Below are 15466 nucleotides of genomic sequence, written 5' to 3' on the forward strand. Positions count from 1 at the left end.
TCACTCCGCCGGCAAGGCGCGTTGCGGCAAGGCAAAGCCCATCTGCTTGCGCTTTTCGGGCCGCTTGCGCGTCAGCGCCAGCACCATGCCCATCGAGATGGCGATGGCGATCTGCGAGGAGCCACCATAGGAGATGAATGGCAGCGTCATGCCCTTGGCCGGCACGAGCTGCAGGTTGACGCACATGTTGATGACGGCCTGCAGGCCGAACACCGTGACGAGGCCGCCGACCGCATAGCGGGTGAAGTCGTCATGTTCCTTCAGCGCCGTGTTGAGGCCGCGCAGCACGATGAAGGCGAAGATCGACATGATGAAGAAGCACATGATCAACCCGAATTCCTCGCCGGCGACCGAAAAGACGAAGTCGGCATGGCTGTCCGGGATGACCCGCTTGACGGTGCCCTCGCCCGGCCCGACGCCGAACCAGCCGCCATTGATCAGCGCCTCGCGGCCCATGTCGACTTGGAACGTGTCGCCTTCGCCGGTGAGGAACTTGTCGATGCGCAAGGCGACGTGCGGAAACACCGAATAGGCGGCAAATACGCCGCCGACGCCCGCGCCACCAAGCGCGATGATCCACAGCCATGGGAGCCCGGCCATGAAGAACATCACACCCCAGGTGCCGGTCACCAGCATCGTCTGGCCGAGGTCCGGTTGCGCCACCAGCAGTGAGACGACCAGCGCCAGCAGCAGCATGGCAAACAGATTGCCCGGAATGTCGGGCTGGCGCTTGTGCTCGGCAAACAGCCAGGCGCACATGATGACGAAGGCGGGCTTGAGGAATTCCGACGGCTGGATCGACAGGCCGGCCAGCGACACCCAACGGCGCGCGCCTTTCACTTCGACGCCGATGTAGAGCACCGCCACCATCAGCACCAGCATCAGGCACAGCATGATCAACGCCATGCGCCGGATCTGCCGGGATTCGAGGAAGGACACCGCCAGCATCACGCCGAGCGCCGGAACGGTAAAGATGATCTGCCTGGTGGCGAAATGGAAGCTGTCGAGGCCGATGCGTTCGGCCACCGCCGGGCTGGCGGCAAAGGACAGCACGATGCCGAGCCCCATCAGCGACAGGAACGCCGCCAGGAACCAGCGATCGATCGTCCACCACCAGGTCGCAACCGGACTTTTATCGAGACGGCTCTGCATTATCGTGCCCCTCCGATGGGTTTCACACCCTCGATAGCATTCGCAGCTTGCCTGAAGGCTTCGCCGCGGACTTCGAAATTCTTGAACTGGTCGAAACTGGCGCAGGCCGGCGACAACAGAACCACCACTTCGCTCGCATCGTCTTGAGCCGCATCATGCGCGGCATGTTCGACCGCAGCGGCCAGCGTGCCCGATATTTCGTAGGACACGGCCTCGCCCAGTGTCGCCGAAAAGGCGGGCGCCGCCTCGCCGATCAGATAGGCCTTGGCGATGCGCGGGAAGAAGCCGCGCAGCGGCTCAATGCCGCCCTCCTTGGGCAGGCCGCCGGCGATCCAGTAGATGCGCGGAAAGCTCGACAAAGCCGGTGCCGCCGCGTCGGCATTGGTCGCCTTGGAATCGTTGACGAACAGCACATGATCCTTGCGGCCGACCTGCTCCATGCGGTGTGCAAGGCCGGGAAAACTTTCCAGTCCGGATTGGATTTCGCCGAGGTCCAGCCCGACCTTGAGGCAAGCAGCGACCGCCGCCAACGCGTTCTGCGCATTGTGCTGGCCGCGCAGCGAGCCGATGCCTTCGAGGAAAGCGACGCGGCTGTAGCGACCGTTCACCGCCTCCATCAGGTTGCCGCCGTCGGCGAAATAGCCGTCGGTCAGCGGCAGCCGCTTGGAAATACGGATGACATGCCGCCCCGCCCGCTCCAGCCGCTCGGCAATCTGAGCGCACCAGGAATCGTCGATGCCGATGATCGCAGTCTCGCTGCCGGCCACCAGCCGTTCCTTGATCGAGGCGTAGTGCTGCATGGTGCCGTGCCGATCGAGATGGTCCGGCGTCAAATTGAGCAGGATGCCGGCCGTCGGGTTGATCGAGGGCGCGAGATCGATCTGGTACGACGAGCATTCGACGACATAATGCCGATTGGGCTCGGGCGGATCGAGCGTCATCACCGCGCGGCCGATATTGCCGCCCATCTGCGTGTCGCGACCCGCCGCTTTGAGGATATGCGCGGTCAATGCGGTCGTCGTCGACTTGCCGTTGGTGCCGGTGATGGCGATGAACGGCGCTGCCGGCGCGGCGAGCATCCGTTCGCGGCAGAAAAGCTCGATGTCGCCAATGATCTCGACGCCGGCACCACGCGCCAGTTCCACCGTCCAATGCGGCTTGGGATGCGTCAGCGGCACGCCCGGCGACAGCACGAAAGCCGAGAACTTCGCCCAGTCGGCGCCGCGCAAATCGCTGGTTGCGATGCCGTCCGCCGCCGCCTTGGCAACGCTGTCGGGGTTGTCGTCCCAGGCCAGCACGTCCGCCCCGCCGGCGATCAGCGCGCGCGCCGTCGCGATCCCCGAGCCACCGAGCCCGAAGAGCGAAACGCGCTTGCCTGCGAAGGATGCGGCGGGGATCAAGCGGCCTCCTATCTCAGCTTCAGGGTGGACAGGCCGACCAGCGCCAGGATGACGGCGATGATCCAGAATCGGATCACCACCTGGCTTTCGGTCCAGCCGAGCTTTTCGAAATGATGGTGGATCGGCGCCATCAGGAACACCCGCTTGCCGGTCATCTTGAAGTAGCCGACCTGGATGATGACCGACAGGATTTCGACGACGAACAATCCGCCGACGATGACCAGCACGATTTCGTGCTTGGTGGCGACGGCAACCGTGCCGATCAGGCCACCCATGGCCAGCGAGCCGGTGTCGCCCATGAAGATCGCCGCCGGCGGCGCGTTGAACCAGAGGAAGCCGAGGCCGGCGCCGATGACCGCGCCGAGCACGACCGCCAGTTCGCCGGTGCCGGGCACGAAATGGATCTGCAGATATTCTGCGAACACGGCGTTGCCGGACAGATAGGCGATGACGCCGAAGGACGCCGCCGCGATCATGATCGGCACGATCGCCAGCCCGTCGAGGCCGTCGGTCAGGTTCACCGCATTGCCGGCGCCGACGATGACGAAGCAGGAGAACGGGATGAAGAACCAGCCGAGATTGATGATGAATTCCTTGGCGAAGGGGAATGTCAGCGACGACGAGAACGGCGCCTGGCCGTTATGCATGATCACCCAGGCGGCGATGCCGGCAATGACGAATTCGAGCGCCAGCCGTGCCTTGCCGGAAAAGCCGAGATGCGACTGTTTGGTCACCTTCAGATAGTCGTCGTAGAAGCCGATCGAGCCGAAGCCCAGCGTCACCAGCAGCACCACCCAGACATAGATGCTCGACAGGTTTGCCCACAGCAGCGACGACCCGATGATGCCCGACAGGATCATCAGCCCGCCCATGGTCGGGGTGCCGGCCTTCTTGAAATGCGTCTGGGGGCCGTCGGCGCGGATCGGCTGGCCCTTGCCTTGCCGCAACCGCAGCGAATTGATGATGGTCGGTCCGAAGATGAAGACGATGAGTGCCGACGTGATCAGCGCCCCGCCGGTGCGGAAGGTGATGTAGCGGAAGACATTGAAGACCGAGATCTTGTCCGCAAAATCGACGAGCAGTGTGAACATGCGCTTATCGTCCCCCGACCTAGGTCTGTTTGCTTGTCGTTTGAGCCGGGAACTTGCCCAGCAGCGCATCGACCAGTTTTGCAAAACCGATGCCCTTCGACGATTTGATCATCACCACGTCGCCCGGTTTCAGCGCGGCAAGCAGCACCGGCTTCAGTTCCTCGACGCCGGCGCGGTATTCCGTCTCGATTTCGCCTGGCAGCCTCTCGGCCAGCGCCCGCATTTCCGGCCCGCCGAGAAAGACCGTCTGCGTCCCGGTGCCGACGATGAGATCGGCAAGGGCGGCATGCAGCTTGGCCGAATGGTCGCCGAGTTCCAGCATGTCGCCTAGCACGGCGATGCGGCGGCCCTCGCCTGTCACCGGCGTCGCATTGAGCAGCGCCATGGCGGCGCCCATCGACGCCGGGTTGGCGTTGTAACTCTCGTCGATCAGCGTGATCGGCCCGCCGGGGTGGCGCAGCACATGGCGCTTGCCACGGCCGCGCTCGGCCGAAAGATCGGCCAGCGCCAGCGCCGCTCTGTCGAGATCGGCGCCGACCAGATGCGCCGCACCCAGCACCGCCAGCACGTTCTGCACCATGTGGCGGCCGGGCGCACCGACCCGGGCCGTCACCTCGTGGCCGCCGATCCTGGCGGTGATGTCGGAATGGTCGGCATGGAGATCGCATTTGATCAGCCTGAAGGTCGAGCGCGCATTCTCGCCGAAGCCGTACACGTGCTCGACTCCGGCGGCATGCGCCATCTTGTCCAGAAGCTTCCAGCGCCCATCGTCGCGATTGAGGACGGCTGCGCCGTCAGGCTCCAGGCCTTCGAATATCTCGGCCTTGGCCCTGGCGATCTCATCGAGATTGCGGAAGAAGCCAAGATGCGCCGCCGCGATCATGGTGACGATGGCGACATGCGGCCTCACCATCTTGACCAGTGGCCGGATTTCGTCGGGATGGTTCATGCCGATTTCGAACACGGCATAGTCGCAATCGACCGGCATCCGCGCCAGCGTCAGCGGCACCCCCCAGTGATTGTTGAAGGACTGCGCCGAGGCATGCACCTTGCCGACCGCCGACAGCACGTGGCGCAGCGCTTCCTTTGTGGTGGTCTTGCCGGCCGAACCGGTCACAGCGATGATCTTGGCCTCGGAACGAGCGCGCGCAGCGACACCAAGCTTCTCAAGTGCCACCAGCACGTCTTCGACGACGATGATCGGTGCCGTCAGCCGACCGAGCGACGGCAGCTTGCCTTCCGCCACCACCAGCACGCCGGCGCCGGCCTTGATGGCGGCAGTGGCGAAGTCATGACCATCCATCACCTCGCCCTTGATGGCGAAGAAGGCGTCGCCCGGTTGCAGGCTGCGGCTGTCGATCGAAATACCGGATATGCCTTCCGGCATCGGCCCGAGCGGCCGCCCGTCCATGCCGGCAACCAGTGCCTCGGAGGTCCACAGCAAGCTCATGCGGCACGCTCCCGCAGCGCCGCGCGGACTTCCTCATGATCTGAGAAATGCAGCGTTTCAGTGCCGATCGTCTGGCCTTCCTCGTGGCCCTTGCCGGCCACGATCAGCGTGTCGCCGGCATGCAGCATAGCGACCGCCTCGTGTATCGCCTGGCGCCGGTCACCGATTTCGATGGCGTCTGGCGCGGCGGCAAGAATAGCGGCGCGGATCGTTTCCGGCACTTCCGAGCGCGGATTGTCGTCGGTGACGATGACCACATCGGCGAGCCGCGTCGCGATCTCGCCCATGATCGGCCGCTTGCCGCGATCGCGGTCGCCGCCACAGCCGAACACGACGATGACGCGACCGGTGGTGAACGGGCGCACCGAGGCCAGCACGTTTTCCAGCGCATCGGGCTTGTGAGCGTAGTCGACATAGACCGGCGCGCCGTTGGTGGTGGTGCCAACAAGGTCGAGCCGGCCCGGCGCGCCCTTCAGTTTCTCCAATGCCAGCAAGGCTTTGGCGACAGGTGTTCCAGTGGAAATGGCAAGCCCCGCGGAAACCAGCGCGTTCGATATCTGGAAATCGCCGGCGAGCGGCAGGTCGACCTCGTAGAGCACGCCGCCAGCCTCGACCTCGGCGCGCTGGCGATGGCGCTCGTGCTCGACTCGCTTCAGCTTGAGGAAATCGCCATGGCGGCCAACCGTCAGCACGTCGAGCCCGGCAGCCTGCGCCGCCTGGATCGTCGGCGCCGACCACGGATCGTCGGCGAAAATGACGGCCGGCGCGCCTTTCGGCAGCAACGTGTCGAACAGGCGCAATTTGGCGCGGTGGTAGTCCTCGACGGTCGGATGATAGTCCATATGGTCGCGGCCGAGATTGGTGAAGCCGCCTGCCGCCAGCTTGACGCCGTCGAGGCGGCGCTGGTCGAGCCCATGGCTGGAGGCTTCCATCGATGCGTGGGTGACGCCGGCATCCGCCAATTCCTTGAGCAGCTGGTGCAAGGCGACCGGATCGGGTGTCGTCAACGAGCCATACTCGTTGCGACCCGGCGCCACCACGCCGGTGGTGCCGATCGAAGCGGCGGCATAGCCGGCCTGCTCCCAGATCTGCCTGGTGAAGGCGGCGACCGATGTCTTGCCGCTGGTGCCGGTCACCGCGACCATGGTCTCAGGCTGCTTGCCGAAATAGCGGGCCGCGCTTAGCGCCAGCGCCAGGCGCGGATCATCGACCGCCAGCACTGGAACCGGCAACCCGGCGATGGCGCTGCCTGCGACGATTGCGGCGGCGCCACGCCGGGCAGCGTCGGCGGCATAGGTGGCGCCATCCGCCTTGGTACCGGCGAGCGCGAAGAAGACGACGCCGGGCTTTACCTGGCGGGAATCCGACGAAATCCCGGTAACCTCCAGATCGGCGGAAGCTGTTCCTTCGACTGGCAGGATACCGGCTAGATCTCTGAGCTTCATCGAGTCCCGTTCACCACAACAAAATAGCGCGCAGTTGCCGGCGCGCCCCAAGAATCACTGATAGGAAACCAGCGTTGCACCATTTTCATGGCTGAAATCTGGCTTCACGCCAAGCATGGCCGCTGAACGCTTGATGATATTACCGGCGATAACCCCCGCATTCGCGGCCGCGACGTCGGTCATGCCAGGCTTTTCCGGGTGCGGGGCGTCGGCGATCGTAAACACGAGGTATTGCGGATCGTCCATCGGGAAAGCGGCGACGAAGGTATTGAAGTTCAATTCCTTCGAGTAGCGGCCATTGATGACCTTCTCGGCTGTTCCGGTCTTGCCACCAACGCGGTAGCCGGGGACCCTGGCGTTTCTGGCCGAGCCCTTTTCGGCGTTGAGCGTATAGAGGTAGCGCATGCCATCGACCGTCTTTTCGCTGACCACCTTCTTGGCCACCGCCATCGCTTCTTCCTGAGTGCGGACCAGGAAGGTAGGATTCATCAGGAAGCCACCATTCATCAGCGCCGCGCAGCCGACAGCCGCTTGCAGCGGCGTCGTCGACACGCCATGGCCGAACGCGATGGTGAACGAATTGACCTGTTTCCAGACCTTCGGTTCAGTCGGACGGGCGACTTCCGGCAGTTCGGTCTGCATCTTGTCCAAGATTCCAAGGCGATGCAGGAATTCGCGGTGCCCCTCGATGCCGACCATCTCGGCCTCCCTGGCCGACCCGATGTTGGACGAATAGAGGAACACCTCCGGCAATGACAGCACACGGTTCTTGCCGTGGAAATCGTGAATGGCCTGATGGCCGACCCGGATCGGATGCGAAGCGTCGAAGCGGCTCGCCATCGTCGCCTTGCCGGAATCGAGCGCCATGGCCGAGGTGAAGCTCTTGAAGGTCGAGCCCATCTCATAGAGCCCCGCCGACATCCGATTCAGCCGGTCCTTTTCCTGTGCATTGTAAGGATTGTTCGGATCGAAATCCGGCACCGAGGCCATCGCGACCACTTCGCCTGTCTTGACGTTGAGCACAACGGCGCCAGCGCCCATGGCGCGATAGCGTTCCAAACCGGCGGCGATCTCGTCGCGCACAACATGCTGGACGCGCAGATCGATCGAAAGCCTCACCGGCTTCAGATCCTTGGCCACCGCCAGGCCCGATGCCTGCAAGTCGCTCAAACCCTGCTCATCGACATACTTCTCCATGCCGGAGATGCCCTGGTTGTCGATGTTGGTGAGCCCGACAACGTAGGACGAGGTCTCGCCGCTCGGATAGAAGCGGCGCTTTTCGGTGCGGAAGCCGAAACCGGGAATGCCGAGTTGCATGATGTCGGACTGCTGCTTGGGCGTCAGCTGCCGCTGCAGCCAGACGAAGCCGGCGCCGCTTTTGAGCTTGTGGTAGGTCTGCTCGTAGTCGATCTCGGGCAGAACCGTCGACAGCTTCTCGATCGCCTCGTCGGCGTCGACGATGCGCCGCGGTTCGGCGAACAGCGACGCCGTCTTGATGTCCGTCGCCAGCACTTCGCCGTTGCGATCGACAATGTCGGGCCGCGACGCTGTTACCCGGCTCTGCGGGCCGCCCGACATGTCGGGGGTCTGGAAGCCGAGATAGACCAGCCGCCCTGAAATGGTCGCGAAGATGCCGAAGAACACCGCCATCGTCATCACGATGCGCGTCCTGCCCTTACCGCCGGTCGCCTTGCGGGCGCCCTCGACCACGATCGATCCGCCTTCACCGGCCTTGGTGCTGCGCTTCAGCAGTTTGCCGATCATTGGGCGATGCCTCCGGTCACAACGGGATCCTTGCCGTCCGGGGACGCCATGTCGGAATTGTCGGCCATGCCGCCCTCGCGTCCTTTGAGGATGTCCTGAATGTCCAGGGCTTTGGCCGGCAGGTCGCCGATACCGACGATCTGGCGGGCGCTGACCGGCTGGAGTTCGAGCTGCGACTTGTAGAGGTCGGCCAGCTTCTGCAGCCGCGACGGCTGGGTGAGCAGGCTCCAGTCGGCCTTGAGCAGGTCGATCGTGTCCTCCTCATAGCGGATCTGCTCGTGGATCTTCTGCACCGCTGCCAATTGTTCCTCGGCCTCGCGCTTGGTCTTGTAGGTAAGGGCCGCCGCCGAAACCATGACGGCGATCAGGACGATGTCGCTGGTACGAAACACGTGCTTACCTCTCTCCCGGCCGGTCGATGCCGGGAAGTTTTGGAAGGCCGAAAATCGAAAAGTCGCTGTTGCGGGCCGGTGCCTCGGTGCGGATGGCCGCGCGCAGCCGGGCCGAACGGGCGCGCGGGTTGGCCGCGACCTCGGCATCGCCGGCAGTCACGCCGCCGCCCGCCTTGCGGAAGGTCGCGGTGCGCGCGTGTGCCTCGGGCATATGGCGCGAGCCGGTCACGGCGTCGGCGCGATCGGCGATGAAGCGCTTGACGATGCGGTCTTCCAGCGAATGGAACGTCACCACGGCGAGCCGCCCGCCCGGCTTCAGCGTGCGTTCGGCGGCCAACAAGGCCTTCGCCAGTTCGCCAAGCTCGTCATTGACGAAGATGCGCAACGCCTGGAAGACGCGCGTGGCCGGATGGATCTTGTCCTTTGGTGCGCGGCCGACATGTGTCTCGATGGCGTCGGCCAGTTCCAGCGTGCGCTCGAATGGCCGCCTTTCGCGGCGAGCCTCGATCATGCGGGCAATACGGCCGGCGTGACGCTCCTCGCCGAGGAAGCCGAAGATGCGGGCGAGATCGCCCGGCTTGAAGGAATTGACGACATCGGCGGCGCTCAGGCCCGCTTGCGCCATGCGCATGTCGAGCGGCCCATCGGCGCGGAACGAGAACCCGCGTTCGGCCTGGTCGAGCTGCATCGACGACACACCGATGTCGAGCACGACGCCGTCGGCGCTCTCGACATGCTCGTCCAGCGTCGAGAATGGCGCCTGCACCAACCTCAACCTGCCGCCGGATTGCGCCTCGAGATCGCGCCCGGCGGCGATGGCATCCGGATCGCGGTCGATCGCCACGACGGAAGCGCCCGTCGCCAGAATGGCCTTGGTGTAGCCGCCGGCGCCGAACGTGCCGTCGACGATGATGTCGCCCTCCGCCGGCGCCAGCGCTTCGAGCACTTCGCCAAGGAGGACCGGAATGTGGCGGGCCGATCCGCCAACGGCGTGAGGGTCATCGCCGTGGCCTACCGTCATTCCGGTCGCTCCCCAGGCTTCGTCCCCTGCCGAAGCTGCAAAAGCCGGGCCCGCGCCTGCGCCCCATAGGCAGCTAGCCGTCCCGGTTCCCAGATCTGAAAGAAATTGCCGCGCCCGACAAAGGCCACCTCCGCCGAAATGCCGGTATGCTCGCGAATGAAATCGCTTATCGTGATACGGCCGTCCTGGTCGAGCTTCAGGAAGGTACCATCGCCATGGCAGAAGAACGACATGTCGTCCGCCGTCTGCAGGAAGGGATCTTCGAGTGCGATGCGCTCTTCGTAGCGGTCGAGCAGGTCGAGCCCGCCAACATCCATCGCCGGCTGGTCGAGACAGCGCAACCCATAGAGTTCCGAGTAGCCGCGCTTCTGCACGACGGCACGGAAATGCGCCGGAACGGAAACTCGCCCCTTCGCATCGATCCTGCTCACCGTGTTTGACAGAAACCGGTCCATTGAACGTCACAGCCGCTTGCGCCGCCGCACCCCTCTCCATCTTGCCGCACGCGCCGCCGCAGCGCGCTCCCTGCCCCGTATCAGCCTCGTCCATAAGGGCAAAAACCCGCAAACGCGCAGCCGCCGCGGCTGCCCGATTGGCGTACGCTTTACCCTGACGCGGAACGAAGGCTTGAGTATCGAAATGGGATATCATGGGGCACTATGGGCGTCAACGGGAATGGCTTCACAAACACGCGCGTCGCGACCAATGAGAGCAGCCTTGACGGCACGTCTCGTCTTTATGGTCCATTAAGCCTAACGAAGCGTTTAGACCCGCCTGGCCCAACCGGACGCGCCTTGCCGCAAGCCACCGCCCGGCATAGCGTCTCGCCGCATCTCGTCGGTCACCAAGAGGGTCTGAGAATCGATGTCTGAAACAGCGAACGCACGCGCTGCGGCACTTCCCCATCTGCGCGACAGGGGGTTCGCCAAGGGTGATCCGATCCCGCTGCCGCTGACCATGGCCGCGATCTATCACACCCCCGGCGACGCCAACGGTTTCGATGAGTATGGCCGCTTCAGCAACCCGACCTGGGATGCGGTCGAGCACATGCTGGCGCATCTGGAAGGTGCGCCCAGCGTCGCCTTTCCGTCCGGGATGGCTGCGATCTGTTCGGTGTTTTTCGGCCTGCTTAAAGCCGGCGACCGTATCCTGCTGCCTGCGGACGGCTACCACACGACAAGGGCCCTGGCCGACCGCTTCCTGAAGCCGTTTGGCGTCACCTACGATATGAGGCCGACATCGACCTTCCTCGACGGTGGCTTCGAAGGTTACCGCCTTGCCTTCGTCGAAACCCCAGCCAACCCGGGACTGGACATCTGCGATATCGCGGCCGTTGCAAAAGCCGCTCACGTGGCCGGTGCGCTCCTTGCCGTCGACAACACGACGATGACGCCCTTCGGACAGCGCCCGCTCGACCATGGCGCTGATATCGTCGTTGCCGCCGACACCAAGGCACCCAATGGCCATTCCGACGTTCTGTTCGGCCATGTCGCCAGCCGCAATGCCGATATCATCGCCGCCGTGACCGGCTGGCGAGAAATCTCCGGCAGCATTCCTGGACCGTTCGAGGCATGGCTGGTGCATCGCGGCCTCGAAACGCTGGATGTGCGCTTCGACCGCATGTGCTCTTCGGCGGAAGTGATCGCACGGCGGCTGAAGAGCCACCCGGCAATCAGCGGCCTGCGTTTTCCCGGACTGGAGAGCGACCCGTCGCACAACCTTGCCCGAGCCCAGATGGAGCGCTTCGGCTTTCTCATCTCGTTCGAGCTCGCCTCTGAAGACAAGGCCGAGGATTTCATCAACAACTGCGATCTGATGCAGGCCGCAACATCCTTTGGCGGCGTCCATAGCTCCGCCGAACGCCGATCTAAGAGAGGCGATGCGGTTGCCGCCGGTTTCGTTCGCCTCTCGGTCGGCTGTGAGCCGGTGGAAGAACTCTGGAAGGCGATCGAGGCGTCGCTGGACAAGATCAGCGGCTGACCGGGGCGTCGATCATGAACCGGGGTCGTCGGCTTCGATCCTGCGTTTGCCGTGCAGCACGCGGATGATTTCGATCGCGTCGTCACCGACCCGGTACAGAGTGAGGTAGTCGCCCACGACCAGATGACGGATGGCCGGGGCGATATCGTCGCGTGGCGCGCCTGAGAAAGGATGCAAAGTCAGCAAATCCCACCGTCTTTGCAACGCATCCACGAGGCGGACAGCTGCCGATGGATCGTGGCTGGCAATGTAGTCACCGATATTTTCGAGGTCGACCACTGCTTGGGGAAGCAAGCGGTATTTCACTCCTGAAAGCCCTTGGTCTCTGACAGTTTCAGATATTTGGCGCGCAATCGTTCCATGAGTAGCGGCCCATCCAATGCCGGCCCGCTGTCGATCCCCTCCTGCACCAGCTTGCGCAACTCCTCGACCGTGTAGCCATGCAGATCGCGCCGGTCCTTCCATTGCCTGAGCGCATCGCGGATCACCTCGCTCGCCGAAGCGTATTCGCCGGCTGCGACCACATCGTCCACCGCCTGCGCCAGTTCCGGCGAAAGCGTAATGCTGCGTTTGTCGACCTGTCCCATGATAGGCCCCTGATGCCATTCTGACCCATGGTACGATTTAATCGCACCAGCTTCAAGCAACAGGTAGGCTCCCCGCTTTCGAGGGTAAGTAGCTGAACAGCTTGAATCGGCAGGCGCGCCCGAGGGCGCAACCTGCTGATCTCAAAGATTTCTTTTCGATGTCGGGGAGAGAATTGCCAGCTGGCCTGTAAGCCGGGTTCTGTATGGCCCTCGCCCCTTGCGAGGCGAGAACGTGGCGGCCATTCATCTTGGGCGCATGTTGCCATACGCCTCACGCAACCTACCCGGACGGTGAGCCGGAAACAGCCCTCGAGGGTTTCCCCTCGCACCGCCCCTATTCGGTCTTGCTCCCGGTGGGGTTTACCGTGCCGCTCCTGTTGCCAGTCGCGCGGTGGGCTCTTACCCCACCCTTTCACCCTTGCCACGATTAGATCGTGGCGGTTTGCTTTCTGTGGCACTTTCCCTGGGGTCGCCCCCGCCGGCCATTAACCGGCACCGTGTCTCCATGGAGCCCGGACTTTCCTCACCCGCGGCCTTTCGGCTGTTGCGGGTGCGGCCGCCCGGCCAGCTGGCAAGGCGTATAAAGGGGTTCACGCTCGAAAACGCAAACGAAAAAGCCGGCCGCTCCGGCCGGCTCCACACAACCAGTCGGCTAAAGCGCCGCCATCTGCACCTTGACCTTGCTGCAATAGGCGGCCGACACCGGGTTCATCCGCGTCGCGGCGTGGCCGGCGTTATATTTCAGGATCGTGCCGCAGGTGGTGCCGCCGCCGAGGTCCTGCGCCATGGCGAGGTACTTCATGCCGTATTTGATGTTGGTGTCGGGGTCGAAGAGGCCCTTTGCCGAACCGTTGTAGCCCATCATCCGCGCCGTCGCCGGCTTGATCTGCATCAGGCCGATCTCGCCGGCGCTGCCGACCATGTTCGGCCGGTAGTTGCTCTCGATGCTGATGACTGCATGAGCGAGCGAAACCGGTACGCCGTAGCTCGCGGCATAGCGCGCGACGATCGCCGAATACTGACCGCCGCCGGCCACTGCTGCCGTCGACGCAGCCGCGTTCCTGAGGCCGATCGACGCCGTTGTCGCCATGTCCAAGGTCTTGCGGCCGCGCTTCGTCTGCCTCTTGGCGGATTTCTTCGGCTTGGCAAAACTTGCCTTTTCCATTTTCACGGGAGACCGCTTCGTGGCCTTGGCGTCTTGGCCTGCCTTGCTGGGTTTTGCGGATACCGCGACGAGCCCTTGATCAGCCCGAGGGCTGGCATTCGCGGCACCGAAGGCAAAAGTCATTACGCCGGCAGCAACAGCTGCCGTTAAAACGGTCAATTTCTGCATGTGATCCTGTTCTGTCTGAACCGCGTGAAGGTGTTCACGCAGCAACGCTTAATCAATATCGGAACATCCGGGGGGCTGGGGGTCCGACAACTTGCACGCCAGCCGTTTGAAGCTCGAATTGGTGCCAAACAAGGCCAGGCAAGTCACTTTAAGTGACAGCTTGTAACCTAAGGACTGGAATGAGTACCTTGGGAACAGCTTCCCCCGAGATCAAGACCTTACGGAAGCAAGCAGCCTTTCTAGCGTCCGCTGCGTCGAGCCATCGGCAACACCATCCACTTTGCGCGGCCGGAAATGTCGCTGAAACGCTTCGACGACAATCTCCGTCTGCCGGTCGAAAATGCCTGATATCTCGACGCCATAGCCATAGAGCGCCAGCATCGACTGCAACGCCTCGACATCGGCGCCGGTGTCTCCGGTCTTGAGCACGGCCCCTCGCCTGACGGGTGCGGCCGCCACGAGATGGCCGACGCCGGCCGCAAACAGCGTCCGCCATGGGAACTTCTCGCCCGGATCGATCTTGCGCCCCGGCGCCACGTCCGAATGGGCCAGCACTCGCTCGGCAGCAATCGAGTGCCGACCTGCGATCCCGGCGCACAAGCCGATCACCGCATCGATCTGCCGTCTGGGAAAACCGGGATAGCCCAGCGAATGTCCCGGATTGACGATCTCGATGCCTATCGAACAGGAATTGATGTCGGCGCGTCCGAACCACGAGCTCTGGCCGGCGTGCCAGGCGCGATCGCTTTCCCTGACCATCTGCACGATGTGGCCATTCTCATGCACGAGATAGTGCGACGAGACCTCGCTGGCCGGATCGCACAGCCATGCTTCGGCGCCGGCACCGGTCGCCATTCCAGTGTAATGCAGCACGATCATGTCGGGCCGGAGCGTGTCGCGCCGCGGACCGAAATTCGGCGATACCCTGACCTCGGCGCTGGGCTCGTCGGGCAGGAAGCCGCTCATGCGTGCCGCAGGCCCCGCTCGATCATCTCATAGGCGGCGTTGATCGCCGCCACCCTGGTCGTTGCGATCTTGATGAACTCCTGCGGCAGGCCGCGCGCGATCAGCCGGTCCGGATGATTGTCGGAGACCAGCTTGCGATAACGCTTCCTGACCTCTTCGAACGGCTTGCCGCGTTCGATGCCGAGCACGACATAGGGATCACCTGCGCCGAGATTGACGTGCCGCGCCATGATGCTCTCGTAATGGGCCTCGTCGATGCGGAAAATCTCGGCGATGCGATGCAGGAAGTGGCCTTCGCGCTCATGCACCAGCCCATCGGCCTTGGCGATGTGAAACAGACCGTCGAGTATGTCTTCCAGCATCACGCAGTTGGAATGGCCCGAGCCGCACAGTTGCGCCATCCGCTCAGCATAGGTTTCGAAACCGGCGACGTCGCGCTGGGCGAGATCGAACAGCCGCGCCACATTGCGCGTCTCCTTCGGCGGCACTTCGAATATTTCCTGGAACGCGCGCACCTCGTCCTGGGTCACGATGCCATCGGCCTTGGCCATCTTGGCCGACAGCGCGATCATCGCCACCGAGAAAGCGACACGCCGGCGCAGATCAGCGTCGCCGGAGAAAATCGTGCGCACAGCCTCCACGACGTCGGCGACGCCGGACGAGGTTGAGGATGAAACGCGCGTGATGAATTCGCCAAGGCGATCCCAAATCGACATGGCCTGCTTCTTAGGGCCACGGCCTCTTGCTATCAAGCCGGGACAGTGCCGCAGCCTTGGCGCAACCGGTCGCTGTGGCGCCGGAGGGGGATGTAGCCACGGGGCGCGGACAATATGAGAAAGGCCGGCGCACAAGCCGGCCTTCCTCAATCATCACACGAGTACTGCT

Annotated in this window: 15 protein-coding genes and 1 other RNA gene; 1 reads left to right on the plus strand and 15 read right to left on the minus strand. The window is 63.7% G+C overall.

Annotation, left to right across the window (positions count from 1 at the left end; all coding sequences use genetic code 11):
* From ftsW to mraZ, 9 genes are read right to left on the minus strand one after another with little or no spacing between them, the layout of a single operon-like run.
* Entirely contained in the window at positions 1-1152 is a 1152-nt protein-coding gene (ftsW, locus tag AC1D08_RS09935; RefSeq protein ID WP_095086935.1) for a putative lipid II flippase FtsW, read from the minus strand.
* Positions 1152-2552 (minus strand): UDP-N-acetylmuramoyl-L-alanine--D-glutamate ligase, encoded by a 1401-nt coding sequence (gene murD / locus AC1D08_RS09940; RefSeq protein WP_457150339.1) that lies wholly within the window; start codon positions 2550-2552, stop codon positions 1152-1154. Before murD ends, ftsW begins: the two co-directional genes overlap by 1 nt.
* 8 nt (positions 2553-2560) lie before the next feature.
* Positions 2561-3643 carry a phospho-N-acetylmuramoyl-pentapeptide-transferase gene (gene mraY / locus AC1D08_RS09945; protein WP_023765130.1) on the minus strand — a complete coding sequence of 361 codons (1083 nt, stop codon included), beginning with the start codon at positions 3641-3643 and terminating at the stop codon, positions 2561-2563.
* A gap of 19 nt (positions 3644-3662) precedes the next feature.
* Entirely contained in the window at positions 3663-5093 is a 1431-nt protein-coding gene (locus AC1D08_RS09950) for a UDP-N-acetylmuramoylalanyl-D-glutamyl-2,6-diaminopimelate--D-alanyl-D-alanine ligase (protein ID WP_457150341.1), read from the minus strand.
* On the minus strand, positions 5090-6538 hold the full coding sequence (locus AC1D08_RS09955) for a UDP-N-acetylmuramoyl-L-alanyl-D-glutamate--2,6-diaminopimelate ligase (RefSeq protein ID WP_457150342.1): 1449 nt from the start codon (positions 6536-6538) through the stop codon (positions 5090-5092). The genes AC1D08_RS09950 and AC1D08_RS09955 overlap by 4 nt, the downstream gene beginning before the upstream one ends.
* Positions 6539-6592: 54 nt before the next feature.
* Positions 6593-8302: a peptidoglycan D,D-transpeptidase FtsI family protein gene (locus AC1D08_RS09960; protein ID WP_477226987.1), complete on the minus strand. Its 1710-nt coding sequence runs from the start codon at positions 8300-8302 to the stop codon at positions 6593-6595.
* Positions 8299-8694: a cell division protein FtsL gene (gene ftsL / locus AC1D08_RS09965; protein WP_477226986.1), complete on the minus strand. Its 396-nt coding sequence runs from the start codon at positions 8692-8694 to the stop codon at positions 8299-8301. Before ftsL ends, AC1D08_RS09960 begins: the two co-directional genes overlap by 4 nt.
* Positions 8695-8698: 4 nt before the next feature.
* A complete protein-coding gene (gene rsmH / locus AC1D08_RS09970) occupies positions 8699-9715 on the minus strand; it encodes a 16S rRNA (cytosine(1402)-N(4))-methyltransferase RsmH (protein WP_457150345.1) in 1017 nt (338 codons plus the stop codon).
* The gene (gene mraZ, locus AC1D08_RS09975) at positions 9712-10170 is read right to left on the minus strand and encodes a division/cell wall cluster transcriptional repressor MraZ (RefSeq protein WP_457150346.1); all 459 of its coding nucleotides are present in this window, start codon (positions 10168-10170) and stop codon (positions 9712-9714) included. The genes rsmH and mraZ overlap by 4 nt, the downstream gene beginning before the upstream one ends.
* 409 nt (positions 10171-10579) lie before the next feature.
* Here mraZ and AC1D08_RS09980 point away from each other — a divergent pair, with 409 nt between their 5' ends.
* A complete protein-coding gene (locus tag AC1D08_RS09980) occupies positions 10580-11695 on the plus strand; it encodes a cystathionine gamma-lyase (protein ID WP_457150347.1) in 1116 nt (371 codons plus the stop codon).
* 12 nt (positions 11696-11707) lie between these two features.
* Here the strand turns inward: AC1D08_RS09980 and AC1D08_RS09985 are convergent, their stop codons facing one another.
* From AC1D08_RS09985 to AC1D08_RS10010, 6 genes are all read right to left on the minus strand, one after another.
* Positions 11708-11989 (minus strand): type II toxin-antitoxin system RelE/ParE family toxin, encoded by a 282-nt coding sequence (locus AC1D08_RS09985; protein ID WP_477423035.1) that lies wholly within the window; start codon positions 11987-11989, stop codon positions 11708-11710.
* A gap of 8 nt (positions 11990-11997) precedes the next feature.
* Positions 11998-12282: a type II toxin-antitoxin system ParD family antitoxin gene (locus tag AC1D08_RS09990; RefSeq protein ID WP_457150349.1), complete on the minus strand. Its 285-nt coding sequence runs from the start codon at positions 12280-12282 to the stop codon at positions 11998-12000.
* 172 nt (positions 12283-12454) lie between these two features.
* An RNA gene (gene rnpB / locus AC1D08_RS09995) (RNase P RNA component class A) lies at positions 12455-12854 on the minus strand.
* An 80-nt stretch (positions 12855-12934) separates the two neighbouring features.
* Positions 12935-13615 (minus strand): lytic transglycosylase domain-containing protein, encoded by a 681-nt coding sequence (locus AC1D08_RS10000; RefSeq protein WP_457150350.1) that lies wholly within the window; start codon positions 13613-13615, stop codon positions 12935-12937.
* Between the two features lie 210 nt (positions 13616-13825).
* A complete protein-coding gene (locus tag AC1D08_RS10005) occupies positions 13826-14581 on the minus strand; it encodes an N-acetylmuramoyl-L-alanine amidase (protein WP_477423037.1) in 756 nt (251 codons plus the stop codon).
* Entirely contained in the window at positions 14578-15297 is a 720-nt protein-coding gene (locus tag AC1D08_RS10010; RefSeq protein ID WP_095086896.1) for a J domain-containing protein, read from the minus strand. The genes AC1D08_RS10005 and AC1D08_RS10010 overlap by 4 nt, the downstream gene beginning before the upstream one ends.
* Positions 15298-15466: the final 169 nt, after the last annotated feature.

The sequence above is a fragment of the Mesorhizobium sp. P2_E6 genome, assembly GCF_056403835.1.